The organism is Paenibacillus nasutitermitis, from assembly GCF_014641075.1.
Classification (GTDB): domain Bacteria; phylum Bacillota; class Bacilli; order Paenibacillales; family Paenibacillaceae; genus Paenibacillus_Z; species Paenibacillus_Z nasutitermitis.
Genome location: NZ_BMHP01000011.1, coordinates 44,730 through 57,687, shown reverse-complemented (window position 1 = coordinate 57,687; position 12,958 = coordinate 44,730). Strand labels below are relative to the sequence as shown.

Here is a 12,958-nt window from a genome sequence, read left to right as displayed (position 1 = left end):
TTATATCCAATTTAATACTTTATCAGCTTTTTAAGATTTTTTTCGCCCCTCCCTTATGCCATGATTTGAAGCAAGGCCGATCACGTCAAGCATGGATAAGGGAAGGGAACCGAAATGAAGAAACGTCAATTCCGATTTAGCAAGGGAGACCGAGAGCTGACCCTGCTCGCGCTTCCGTCGATCCTTTACATTTTCGTATTCAGTTATTTAACGATGTTTGGCGTCATCATCGCCTTCAAAAATTACCGGTACGATAAAGGGATGCTGGGAAGCGAATGGGTAGGGCTCAGCAACTTTAAGTTTTTCTTTATTTCCGATAAGGCGTTTATCGTCACTCGCAACACGATTATGTACAGTCTATGGTTCTGGATTATCACGACGTTGTCAGCATTGCTCGTCGCGATTCTGCTGAACGAAATATCACGAAAGTGGAGCAAATACTATCAGACAATTATGTTTTTGCCCACCTTCGTATCTTGGGTTGTCGTGATGTTTCTTGCGCAAATGTTTTTGAATCATAATTACGGTTTTCTTAACCGGTTTTTCGAAGCGATCGGCATGGAACGCATTCTTTGGTACCTGGAGCCCACTTATTGGCCGCTCATTCTAACGTTCGCTCATCTCTGGAAAGCGATTGGCTTCTCTGCGCTTGTCTATTATGCAGGTATTGTAGCCATCGATCCTTCCTACTATGAAGCCGCGCGCATGGATGGTGCAACCCGCTTCCAGATGGCCCGGAAAATAACGATACCGATGTTGTCACCACTCATTATCATCTTAATGATTATGGCTATCGGCAACATGTTCCGCGGAGATTTCGGACTGCACTTTTTTGTCTCGAATAACGCGCCGTTATTGTACAATACCACCGATATTATCGACACGTTTGTCTATCGCGCGCTCAGCGTTAGCGGGGATATCTCGATGGCCACGGCTGTCGGATTCTACCAGTCCTTTGTTGGGCTGCTGCTCGTCGTTGGCGCCAATTACACCGTTCGAAAAATTAGCGAAGAAAACTCATTATGGTAGGAGAACAACCGATGGGAAACGACGCAACGCGGCAAAACAAAATCGTAGACGGACTCTTGAACGTATTTTTTATTGCGCTATCCATTTTGATTATCGCCCCTTTCGTCCTGATCATCTCCGTCTCACTGACAGATGAAAGCACGCTTATGACGTACGGCTACTCGTTCCTCCCTAAGCAGATCAGTTCGCTTGCATACGAGTTTTTGTTCCAAACGCCGCTTGTTCTGGTGCGCGCCTACAGTAATACTTTTTTTATTACTATTATCGGCACGCTGCTAAGCATTCTGATGACCAGCATTATCGGTTATGCGATATCAAGAAGGGATTATTCGCTCCGGTCTCCACTCACCATCTTTGTGTTTATACCGATGATGTTTTCGGGCGGTCTGGTACCTTTCTATATCCTCATGACCCAATATTTGCATCTGAAAAATTCGTTATGGGCTATCATCTTGCCCGGGCTGATCTCGCCTTTCTATATTCTCATCATGAAAGGGTTCATGGGTAAAATCCCGTATGAAATTATCGAGTCGGCTAAAATGGATGGGGCGAGCGAATGGCGGATCTTCTTCCGTATCATCCTCCCTCTCTCTACGCCCGCGCTGGCGACGCTCAGTTTGTTTATCGCCTTCAACTATTGGAACGAATGGTTCAATGCATTGTTGTTCATCGACGATGACAAGCTGGTTCCGCTGCAGCTGCTGCTTGTGCGAATCATGAATACCCTTGATTTCCTGCGCAACAACAGTCAGTATATTCAAGGACTCGGTATTGATATGAGCCAATTTCCGAACGAATCCGTCCGGATGGCGCTCGTCGTACTAGTTGCCGGTCCCATGATGTTTGTGTTTCCTTTCTTCCAGCGATATTTTGTGCAGGGGATGACGGTTGGTTCGTTGAAGGGCTAGCGGACGATTATGGAATGGTATTGCAAATCATATTGGAGGGGTTCATGTGAAAAAGATACAAATGACATTGCTTCTGCTGTTATGCTCAATCGTTATCCTATCAGCTTGCAGCGGCGGAAAGAACGGGAACAATACAAGCGGAAATCAAGGAGAAACGGCTGCGCCATCCAATAATGCGGGTTCAACGGACGGCGACCTGCCCGAAGTAGAGCTGATCTGGTATTACGGGGTATCCCAAGTATCCCCGGATCAACAGAAAATCGAGGATGAAGTAAACAAAATCATTAAGCCGAAAATCAATGCCACCGTCAAGCTCAAGCCGATCGACTTCGGCAGCTATACGACCAAGCTGAATACGGCAAGCGCGGCAGGCGAGAAATTCGACCTCGTCTGGACGGCCAACTGGGCGTTCAATTACGATGAGAATGTGAAAAAAGGCGCCTTTATCCCACTCGATAAGCTGCTGGATGAATACGCACCGGAAACAAAAAAAGTGATCCCGACTTTCACTTGGGACGCAACCAAATATAAAAGTGAGATCTACGCCGTGCCGAACTACCAAACGATCACTTCGCGTTATGGCGCAAGCATCAGAAAAGATTTGGCAGATAAATATAATTTTGACACCAATACCGTAAAGAGAATCGAAGATTTGGAGCCGTTCTTCAAACTGGTCAAGGAAAACGAGCCGGGGATTACGCCGCTGATGCTTACCGGTCCAGGCACCAAATTCGAACCTTCCATGTACGGATTCGACGATAGCGGCGTTAAAATTGGCGATACAAGCCTCAAGACGAACATACTGGAGGAAAGTCCGGAATACAAGAGCTTTATCGATTTGATGCATAGCTGGTTCAAGAAAGGATATATCAACGACGATGCTTCGACGGTGAAGCAGATCGATTCCGTCTATAACGGAAAATACGCTACAAGTCTCGAAAGCGCCATGAAGCCTGGGTACGAAGCGGAGAAAAAAGCGAGCAACGGCGGCTACGACGTTATCGGTATTCCGTTCACGGAAGCGACAACTCGCCGCACCTCCAATATTACAACATTGACGGCGGTTAGCCGGACCTCCGCAAATCCTGAACGAGCGGTCCAGCTCATCGAGCTGGTCAATAATGATCCAGAGCTGTACAACTTGCTGAGCTTCGGAATCGAAGGAACGCATTACGAGAAATTGGACGACAAAACGGTCAAAGTCAAAACAGGCGGCGGATATGTCGCGCAGAACTGGGTATTCGGCAACGTATTCAACGGTTACCTGGTCGAAGGACAGGCGCCGGACACGTGGGAAGTGACGAAGAAACTGAACGAATCGGCCTTTGTTCAACCAACCTTCGGCTTCGTGTTCGACGATTCGTCCCTCAAAGCGGAATTTGCTAACGTCAATGCCATGAAGGCGGAATACGAGCCGCTCCTCATGACCGGCACCGTCGATCCCGCAGAGTATTTGCCAGAATACCTGGAGAAGCTTAAAAAAGCGGGTTCGGCCAAACTGAAGGATGAGCTGCAAAAACAGTTGGATGCTTGGGCTGTGGAGAACGGGAAGAAGTAAGGGATTAAAAGAACGGTCGTCCGGGAGTTTGCTCCCGGGCCCTGTTGGAGAAGCAAGACAAAAACCCGACCTCTCACGGTCGGGTTTCTCATGCTTGGCGGGGAAACGCGCCCGCGAAACGCATTAGAAAAATATTGGATACGCCCATTCACTTATCTCCGCTCCTACATACAATATTTTAGCCCATCAATTAAGGAGTGACCCATCATGTCATTTTTTCCACCTCCAAGTCCCCCAGGATTCCCGGGGCAGCCGGGACCCACGGGACCTACGGGACCCAGCTCACCTCCCCCGGGATTCATCCCTCAGCAACCTGCAGTTTCTCCCTTGGCTGTCGACCCGGGAGCGATTGCCGGTTGTTTATTTCGGAATACGTACGTTTGGCTTGTGAATAGAAATCAATTCTGGTTTTACCCGGTTTTCGTAGGGCGCACCTCGGTTTCGGGGTTTCAGTGGAACGGAAGGTTTTGGGTGTATACGGGATTGAGCTTGCAGTCCATTCAATCCTTTACATGTTTCTAAATGAACATGTTCCACTAGGCTCCGTTGAAGCGTCAGCAAATAACCCGACCGCATGAGGTCGGGTTATACATAGTGAAGGCGAGGGGATTTGAACCCCTGTCCGAAGACAACGCCACATGTGCTTCTACGGGTGCAGCTGCAATTCTAAACACAACTATCACAATACTATGCTACAGTGAAAAACCGGTAACGCCCTTTTTATAAGCATATTTCAACGTATATGCTTCTTCTTTTCCATAGGGCATTGTAGCAATTTTTGCACGAGTATAATCAAGCCTGCTATTCCTTAAAACTCTTTTTACCAGAGCTATACTCTGTTCTTCTTCCGTAATGACACAAAATATATGAAGAGCATATTTCTTTGGATCGGAAATGCATTTCCCCATATCAAAGCCATCCACATAGCCTAAGTTAACATCCGCCAGAGCTATCTCCAAGTATTCCATTACTTTATCTCTTAACCAGTGGTCACGTTGGCTGCCTGTAGCACTTTTCAGAGGATACTGTACCGCTAACCAAAACTTTTCACTCATTCAGATTCACCAGCATCAATCTTCACTCCGACCGTCTTTAGGGAGTTAAAACCCACTATTCCGTGCATTACCATCCCATAAACCATGTTTCCTATTTCAACTTGAAAGTCTTTAATGAAAGCATCTCCAATCGTAATGTTATCAATATATTTGGTGTATATGTACGAAGTCGACAAATATTGATTAACCTCCTATAAGTGCATCTGCAATTAACTTGTCGAACTTGCGGATATCAATCCCTTTAAGTAATTTCACTTTGCGAAGCACCGCCCGCACGGCGCTTTTGGACATCTCGTTCAACGACAAATAGGCAAGCGACAGAAGCGTCAACTGATCGCCCAAAAAAACGGAAGATACGACATCAGCAGCCTGTTGAACCAGTTCGTGCGCTCCCTCGTTCCATATTGCTACTCATTTGCCTTCGTGTGCCTCGCGGATTTTGATTTCATACTGTCTGAATATTTCGTCGCCGTTGTAATTTTGCATGATTTCCTTGCGGTATTCCGGCCAGTTTCTCCCCGACTTGTCCGTGAACAGCATGCGCACCTGCAGCTCGTTCTGCTTGTCGCGCATCGTTTCGACGCTTACGCCTAGCGGCGGCGTCAGCGTGGTTCCGACGCCTTCATGCACGGGAATGCCGGCAATCGTCCGGGCAATCGTCTCGTCCCTTGCCGTCATCCGCGGATCGATCACCTTCAGGCCCAAAACTTGAGGGGAAATCGGGGTAAAAAAGCCCCATATATCGAGAAATCGGCCCTGCTTGACGATATCGTTCTCGATCGCAGACGGGATCAGCGTAATCGTATTGCCCTGACGCGTGTAATGTTTACCCTCCAGCCCGTAGTGGGTGAGCAAAAATCCTTCCTCCCCGCATAACCAGTCCAAAATCTCGGCAAGCCGCTTCAGTTTATCCGGATTCAGGCCGGCGGCATTATTCGAGAATACGAACGGAGAGCCCGGCATAACAGCGGCCTGCAGCGGTTCATGTCCGAACGGATTGAATGGGACCCAGTTCGCATGCGGATCGATGGCTTTGCTGCGGGTCTGTAGGCTGTTCGGATTGGAATCGTAGGCAAAGTCCGCCGTAGTCCCCAGCACAACGCCGACCTTGCCGCGAACGGCTTTATCGACGGTATCATTTCGTTTGTTCAAAAACCAATCCGGCTCCACCACGCCCGCATTCATCACTTTCAAGATGTCGTCCACGACATGGCCGACTCGTTCGTCCATCTGCATAATGACGAGTTTTTTTCCGTCATAATATGCCGGATACAATAGCCCGTTTTTGACATATTCCGGCCAATCCGTAGACAAGCTCGAACCGCCGCCAGAGGCGGTAAAGCCGTACGTATCGTTTTTTCCGTTTCCGTCCGGGTCACCGAAGGTGAATACATGAAGCGTTCGTACATAGGCATCGTAAGTATCGGGAATCGGAAGTCCGAGACGGTCCAGCCAGTCTTTGCGGATATAGTAAGCTCTATTTGACTGTTTGTCGTAAGGGATCGGCGCACGCATGAATTTGTTGTGAAACTGGTATTGGCGCAGCTCTTCTGTATTCATCCAATATTTGAAATAATTCGGCATCGTGCTTGGCGAAACGAACAGCGTCATGTCCGCAAGAGCGTTGTCAAGCGCATAGGACGCGCCTCCGTCCGAACCGAGGCCAAGCCACATGTCGGGCGGATCGTTTGCTGCAAGCAAAGCTTGCAGTTGAGTATTATAGTCCCCCTCAGCCGTTGCCGTCACTTGCAATCGGACGCCGAACTTCGTTTCGATCGCCTGTTTGACGAAATCGAGCGACGGCGCAGGCAGAGAATCGGAATCAGGTCTGCTCACGAAGATATGCAAAGACATCCGTTCACCGGGATTCGACTGTAGCGGAACGTCTTCACGCCTGACAAAGAGATCAAGTTTCATCAAGAATGCTGCCGCTATACCACCCAGAATCGCCATCGAGGCGATGGATACGATCATTACCCGCTTCACTTTTACTCCTCCTTACTGGGCCGATTATCAAAATGAATTCGTTTTCATCATCTATGTTAATACGATTCGCCGCGAAATGAAATAGAGAGATTATTTCTGAATCGGGTCTTGCCATTTCGCCTTAAATTTCATTATGATGCAAAGAAGAGGAACCCGGAAGGAGCCGCTTATGCGGAAAAATTGGTTTTATCGGATGTTGCTTTCGTATTTGCCTGTTTTTTTCGTCATCAGCTCGTCCCTTTTGTTGGTCGCCTATTTAACCATTAGCGAAATGTCGAAAAACCCCACTTAATAGGTGCTATCCCAGCATGCCAAGCAATCGATTGACATCGCGCGCGCCAGCCTCGACGAATACCTCTTTTAAGTAAATTCAAGAAAACGAGCATCTGAAACGTTTTTTTACGTCAGACGGTCCGCAAACCCTGATAAATATCGGAGGCGTCATATGCACAAGAAGTGGTTTCACCGATTGCTCCTTTCTTACCTGCCGATCATATTCGTGGTCAGTCTCAGTTTATTGCTGATGACGTATCTGACTTTAAGCGAGATGTCCAAAAAATCCGCGCTGCGGGCGAATGAAATGCTTTCACGGGACATTATGCAGTCCGTCGAGGTTTCGCTGCGCGGCATCGATTCGATGCTGAGCAAGGCCATTACGGATAACGGCCCGATAATGCGATTATTCGAACCGCTTCCCGCCGGGCAAAGGCAATATGCCGATTATCAGGCCGCTGTCGCCCTAAGCGATCTTGCTGCCGGCAATCCGATGATCCATTCGCTCTATGTATACAGGATGGAAGATAATACGATTATTACGCCCTCGACATCTGTTGGATTGGCTGACTTCGGCGACAGGGAGTTTATCGGACAGCAGGTTACGAACTTTGCGCCTTTTAAGTGGACGGGGCGAAGGGAATACCGAAAGGAAACCGGAGACCGGCCTGCGGATGTCGTTACACTGGTTAAATTCGCCAAGCTATCAAATAAAAGCCTCATTGTCGTTAACGTGGATACAGCCAGTCTGAATAAGCACATGCGCATCATGTCGAGCTTATCGCTTAATTTCCTCGATTTAGTCGATCAGGAAGAAAACCTGATCGCATCGCGGGATTTGGAGAATGGAACGAATGCCGGCACGCCCCACCCCTCGGGCAAACAATGGTCGAGCGTTCGCTCCGATTATACCGATTGGTCGCTCCGCAGCGGTGTGTATCAAGCCAGTATTACCGAATGGGTATCCTCTCTGTTCTATCTATGGATTGCCATCGGTTGTCTAGTCGTAACGCTTTGTATCGTATGGCTTGTCTACGCCACCAGACGCAATTATAAACCGATTCGAAATTTCGCCGATAAAGTTGCCGAATATTCCGTGCAACAAGGAGATCAAGTCACTCATACGGACAAATTGGACGAATTCCAATATATCGAAACGGTGTTCGAACAAATGCTGGACCGTTCCAGCTTGCTGCAGGAGCAAAACAAGGAAAATCTCGATTATCGTAAGCTTCATGTTTTTCTTAATATGATCGAGGGCGCCGCGAGCAGCCGAAGGGATGGTTGGGAGTCCGAACTGAGGCAGTTAGGGTTCCACGGTACATATCCGGGTTTTTTGGCCGTAGTTGTAGAAATAGATCGTTACGCAGATTTCGTCGCACGCTATAACAGCCGGGACCAATATTTGCTGAAGCAAGCGCTGCGGACCGTCGTGATGGAAATTAGCGAGAGCAGCCCTTTCCTCGTTTGGCCGGAGTGGGTAAGCCGGCATCAACTGGCCGCCCTTTATTTTTATCAGGATGCCGGGGGCTCCGAACAGGACGAGAACGTTATACAGTTGTGTGAACTGCTGCGCACTTGGGTAGAGCAAAATTTGTCCTTTACCGTCACCGTCGGCATCGGTAATAGAATCACACACATCGAGGACACCTCGGAAACGTATAAAAACGCTCTTCAGGCTCTGCATTACAAATCATCTCTCGGCATGAACCGGCTAATCATGCCAAGCGATTTGACTTTGAAGCCGCAAGGCGAAATCTTCATGCAGTTGCATATCATTCGCGCCATCTGCCAATCCTTCCGTGCCGGGGACAGCGATTGGGAGGGACGATTCCATGAGCTCTGCGACACGCTCGATTCCTGTATGTTCGCACATGAGGATTTGCTCAGTCTGTTGAATTACCTGCTCTATCACATGCATAAGGAGATGCTGGAATTGCCGGAGGAGCAGCACGGAATTTGGGAATCCGACACCTATCCGAAGCTGCAATTGATCTTGGAGCAGGAGGAAACCGCAGCGGAGATTTATGCCGGGATTTTCCGGGTAATGCTGGAAGCCTCCGCACAAATTCGCGGGATTCGCGAAAGTAAAAACAGTTATCAACTGATTCGCAATGCGAAACAGTATATCGAAGAGCATTTTGTAAATCCCGACTTGTCCTTGTCTCATCTGAGTGATGAATTTGGCTTGAATGCCAGCTATCTGAGCAGATTGTTCAAGGAAGCGTTCGGCGTGAATTTCGTCGATTATTTGACCCGGATAAGAATCGATAAAGCGGAGGAGCTGCTGCAAAATACCGTGACAGCCGTCCAAGATGTTGCGGTCGCTGTCGGCTATACGAATGCCCGGACATTCATCCGCGTGTTCAAAAAGCTCAAGGGATCCACCCCCGGGAATTTTCGCAATGAAGAAATGTAACGACCGGCCTGAATCGTTCCGACATGTGCCAAAAGCGCTTGCGGAGCCGAGTCAGGCTGTTTTTATCGGGCGATTGCAAATATTGGCCATCAGAAAAAAAACGGTCATTTACGCTGCGAAGGCAGCATGATACCTTAAGTCACGAAGCTGGTGCTTGACTGGAACGAGGAAGGAGGTATCGCTTGCCGTCTAAACGGCTAGCTCGCCAGAGCATAACATTTCCGAAAATATGAGCAAGCATTTCAAGGAGGGGCAGATTTGAAAATCAACAAGAAAGCTATATGGGTATCGCTCTTTTGTCTGGCCGCCTCGCTGTCGCTGATTGGCTGCAGCGATAAAAACGAACAGTCGCCTTCCGCAAGCCCGCTTGCGGAGAAAAATTCTCCGGCCGCCGCAGAGCCTAAGGTTTATGAGGAGAACGGGCTGCCGAAGGATGAAAAAGTAACGCTGAAGGTCGGCTTTTTCGAAGGTGGTATGGGCAGGGAATATTTCGATTACGCGATTGACACGTTCAAGAAAAAATTTCCTAATGTCGAGTTTGCCGTTACCTATTCGCCGGATATGACGAAAATCATTACAACCAAAGTGTCGGCCAATAACGATAACGATATGTTCGATATGTTCTCCACCGCTACGGATGCCCTTTCGCTCGTAAAAGCGGGCAAGCTGGAGCCGCAGGATGACGTTTGGGACCGGAAAGCATACGACGGCAACGGGAAAACCTTGAAGGAATTGTCCCTGGACGGCCAATTCGACTCGGCGCCGCGTTTTCTCGGGAAATCGTACGCCGTACCGATCGTTTCCTCCGGAGGCGGGTTATTCTTCGACAAAGCCTTGTTCGAACAGCATGGCTGGAATCAAAACCCAAAAACCTGGAAGGAATTCGTCGAATTATGCGAGGCCATCAAAGCGAAGGGAATCATCCCGATTACGTATCCCGGCAAGTTCCCCGGCTACCTTACGAATGGCTTCGGGGATTATAAGCTGTTCGAACTCGCCAACTTGAAAGAGAATTTAAATAAGGTCGAAGACAACTTCAGAAATTATACGCAATCACTATATATGTCACCTGAAAGCGTCGAGCTCTGGAGCCACATTTATGAGCTTGGCAAGAAGGGATTTTTCACCGAGGGCGTTGCCGCGCTGAACCATACCCAATCGCAAATGCAGGTGCTTCAGCATCAAGCCGCCATGGTTTCTACAGGCGTTTGGGTACAGAACGAAATGAAAGATTCGACGCCGCAAAATTTCAAATGGGGATTTATGTCGGTGCCGATGGGCAACAGTCCGGACGATACGATCTGGGTCAGAAATACGACCAGCGAGGGCTTTTTCATCTGGGCGGCCAAGCCGGAGCTAACCAAGAAATGGGCGAAAGAATTCAGCGTATGGCTGTGGAATTTGGATATCCAGGGGGCCATTGCGGAGAAGGGCGGACAGCTGCCGATTCGCAAGGATTATTCGGATGACCAGACTCGCGCCGGCAAGCTTCAGGATGCTCCTAGAGCATTGCTGGATTATATGAAACGCAATAAGGTTCGTATCGAAAGCGAATTCCGCGCTACGAATTTGACCGACCCCGCTGCCGCCCAAGCGAAAAAGGTGATGAGCGACGCGGCCTCGGAAATTGCCTCCGGCAAGCAGGATCCTCTACCGAAGCTGAAGGAAGCGGATGAATTGTTGAAGAAGGCAATCGAAGCACAGACCAAATAGACGGCGACCTGTGGAGGAGGTTTTAGGGCCCCGGGGCTTCGAGTTTCGGACTTAAGCGGATGTTCCGCTCTTCTTTCTCCGATCCTCGGACGCCCCATGCTCCCTCCTCCCGCCGATTTTGAAAGGAGCGCTGCCGTTGAGCCAGCATGAACCTGCCGCAGCCGCACGAAGACCTGCTCGACTTGGGTGGCTGCAAAAAAGGTTGACCCACGCGCAAACACAAAAAAATATTTTTCTGCTTGTAGCGATTGCGCCTGCTTTCGGAGGTTATTTGCTGTTTACGCTGTATCCTAACCTTCTGTCCGTCTACTATTCGCTGCTGGATTGGGACGGCATTTCACCGGCGAAATTCGTAGGACTGAGCAACTATACGGCGATGCTCCAGGATAAATACGTCTGGCGCTCGCTGCTGCATAATTTGCTTTACATGGCGACCGTTCCGTTACTCGTCATCTTCATTTCCTTGCTGCTGGCGTATATCTTGACAAGCAAAGCATACAAAGGCTCCTCTTTGTTCAAACTGTTGTTCTTCTTTCCCAATGTGCTGTCTACCGTAGTCATCGCCTTGCTATGGGCGTTCGTCTACGATGGCAGCATCGGCATTCTTAATGCTTTGCTGAGGCTTATCGGGATCAATGTCGGCAATTTTTACTGGCTTGGCGACGTCCGCACGGCGATATGGGCTGTAATTCCGCCTTATGTGTGGGGAGGGGTCGGCTTATATGTGATCATTTTCGTCAATGCCATGACGACGATTCCAAAATCGCTCTATGAGTCCGCTGTTTTGGAGGGGGCCTCTCATCTTACCCGCCTCGTGCGGATTACGATCCCGCTAATTATGCCGATCATCCGCGTCGGGGCTTTGTTTCTCGTTCTCGGTTCGCTCAAGGGCTTCGAGCATGTGCTGATTTTGACAAACGGAGGGCCAGCAGGCTCGACGGATGTGATCGGCCTGTATATGTTTAACCTCGCTTTCGGCAAAGATTATCACAATTACGGTTATGCTTCGGCGGTAGGCATGTTCCTGTTCGTTATTCTCATAGCCGCCAAGCTGCTGATGGACAAAGCGATGCCGAACAAGTCCGTCGAATATTAACTTGCAGCGCGAAAGGACAAGGTAGCTTGCATGAAAGAAAAACGCACTTGGGTTGACGGCTTATGGTGGATCATTTTGCTGGCCTGGTCCGTCACCATTCTTTTCCCGCTGGTATGGGTACTGTACGAATCATTGAAAACGAACCGTGATTTTTTTCATGACGTATGGGCGCTTCCCGGTAAGCTTCAGTGGCTCAATTATTCACGGGCCTGGTCCAAATACGGGATCGGCGCATCGATGATCAACACGTTGTACTACGTAGGAGCAAGCTTGCTGATCGGTCTCTTCCTGACGACCATTAACGCCTACGCGCTGACGCGCATGCAATTTAAAGGCCGAAAGCTGCTTTGGGCCATCATTATGCTCTCCTTGTTTCTGCCTGGTATTAATGCTTTGATTCCGCAGTATGTGCTGATGCGAGATTTGCATTTGACCAACAGCTTGACGGGACTCGTCATTCTCGACAGTCTTGGCGAAAGCGTATTTTATTTGCTGCTGCTTGGAGGCTTTATGCAGTCGCTTCCCAAGGAGCTTGAGGAGAGCGCTTTCATGGATGGCGCAACCCTTTTCCAAGTGTTTTGGCGCATTATCGTGCCGTTGTCGATGCCGGGTGTGATGACGGTCGCCATATTCAAGTTTCTCGGGTTGTACAACAACTTCCTCGGCCCTTTTATATACTTGAGCGATCCTAAGAAATATACGATCGGCGTCAGCATGTATGCGGCCAATCAGATGATGCAGTATACGGCCGATTGGGTCACCCTGTTTGCGGGCGTCGTCATTGCGATGATCCCTTCTATCGCCATGTTCGTTTTCTTCCAGAGGTGGATTGTCGAGGGCGCTACACTCGGGGCCGTAAAGGGCTGAATTTGTAACGGCTCCTGAAAGGAGGCGGTTGCCGAAGCAGAGAGAAGACAGGCT

10 protein-coding genes are annotated in these 12,958 nt (G+C 49.1%); 8 read left to right on the top strand and 2 right to left on the bottom strand.

Annotated elements, in window-relative coordinates:
• Positions 1 to 114 precede the first annotated feature (114 nt).
• The 4 genes from IEY46_RS33320 to IEY46_RS36645 all read left to right on the top strand — a co-directional run bounded on the left by IEY46_RS33320 (position 115) and on the right by IEY46_RS36645 (position 4,017).
• A complete protein-coding gene (locus IEY46_RS33320) occupies positions 115 to 1,029 on the top strand; it encodes an ABC transporter permease (protein ID WP_188999850.1) in 915 nt (304 codons plus the stop codon).
• An 11-nt stretch (positions 1,030 to 1,040) separates the two neighbouring features.
• Positions 1,041 to 1,937: a carbohydrate ABC transporter permease gene (locus tag IEY46_RS33315; RefSeq protein WP_188999848.1), complete on the top strand. Its 897-nt coding sequence runs from the start codon at positions 1,041 to 1,043 to the stop codon at positions 1,935 to 1,937.
• A gap of 46 nt (positions 1,938 to 1,983) precedes the next feature.
• Positions 1,984 to 3,495, top strand: coding sequence for an ABC transporter substrate-binding protein (locus IEY46_RS33310; protein ID WP_188999846.1), 1,512 nt, complete (start codon positions 1,984 to 1,986; stop codon positions 3,493 to 3,495).
• Between the two features lie 207 nt (positions 3,496 to 3,702).
• The gene (locus IEY46_RS36645) at positions 3,703 to 4,017 is read left to right on the top strand and encodes a transporter (RefSeq protein WP_229750716.1); all 315 of its coding nucleotides are present in this window, start codon (positions 3,703 to 3,705) and stop codon (positions 4,015 to 4,017) included.
• 170 nt (positions 4,018 to 4,187) lie between these two features.
• Here the strand turns inward: IEY46_RS36645 and IEY46_RS33305 are convergent, their stop codons facing one another.
• Together IEY46_RS33305 and IEY46_RS33295 are read right to left on the bottom strand one after the other, a co-directional pair.
• Complete coding sequence (locus IEY46_RS33305; protein ID WP_188999844.1) at positions 4,188 to 4,550, bottom strand: hypothetical protein; 363 nt, start codon at positions 4,548 to 4,550, stop codon at positions 4,188 to 4,190.
• 411 nt (positions 4,551 to 4,961) lie between these two features.
• Positions 4,962 to 6,536 carry an extracellular solute-binding protein gene (locus IEY46_RS33295; protein WP_188999838.1) on the bottom strand — a complete coding sequence of 525 codons (1,575 nt, stop codon included), beginning with the start codon at positions 6,534 to 6,536 and terminating at the stop codon, positions 4,962 to 4,964.
• A gap of 445 nt (positions 6,537 to 6,981) precedes the next feature.
• On the opposite strand from IEY46_RS33295, the gene IEY46_RS33290 reads away from it, so the two are divergent.
• The 4 genes from IEY46_RS33290 (at position 6,982) to IEY46_RS33275 (ending at position 12,904) form a co-directional block, all read left to right on the top strand.
• On the top strand, positions 6,982 to 9,228 hold the full coding sequence (locus IEY46_RS33290) for a helix-turn-helix domain-containing protein (protein WP_188999835.1): 2,247 nt from the start codon (positions 6,982 to 6,984) through the stop codon (positions 9,226 to 9,228).
• Between the two features lie 258 nt (positions 9,229 to 9,486).
• Positions 9,487 to 10,941 (top strand): extracellular solute-binding protein, encoded by a 1,455-nt coding sequence (locus IEY46_RS33285; protein ID WP_229750715.1) that lies wholly within the window; start codon positions 9,487 to 9,489, stop codon positions 10,939 to 10,941.
• A gap of 136 nt (positions 10,942 to 11,077) precedes the next feature.
• Positions 11,078 to 12,037: a carbohydrate ABC transporter permease gene (locus IEY46_RS33280; RefSeq protein ID WP_229750714.1), complete on the top strand. Its 960-nt coding sequence runs from the start codon at positions 11,078 to 11,080 to the stop codon at positions 12,035 to 12,037.
• 30 nt (positions 12,038 to 12,067) lie between these two features.
• The gene (locus IEY46_RS33275) at positions 12,068 to 12,904 is read left to right on the top strand and encodes a carbohydrate ABC transporter permease (RefSeq protein WP_188999832.1); all 837 of its coding nucleotides are present in this window, start codon (positions 12,068 to 12,070) and stop codon (positions 12,902 to 12,904) included.
• The last annotated feature ends 54 nt before the right edge of the window (positions 12,905 to 12,958 follow it).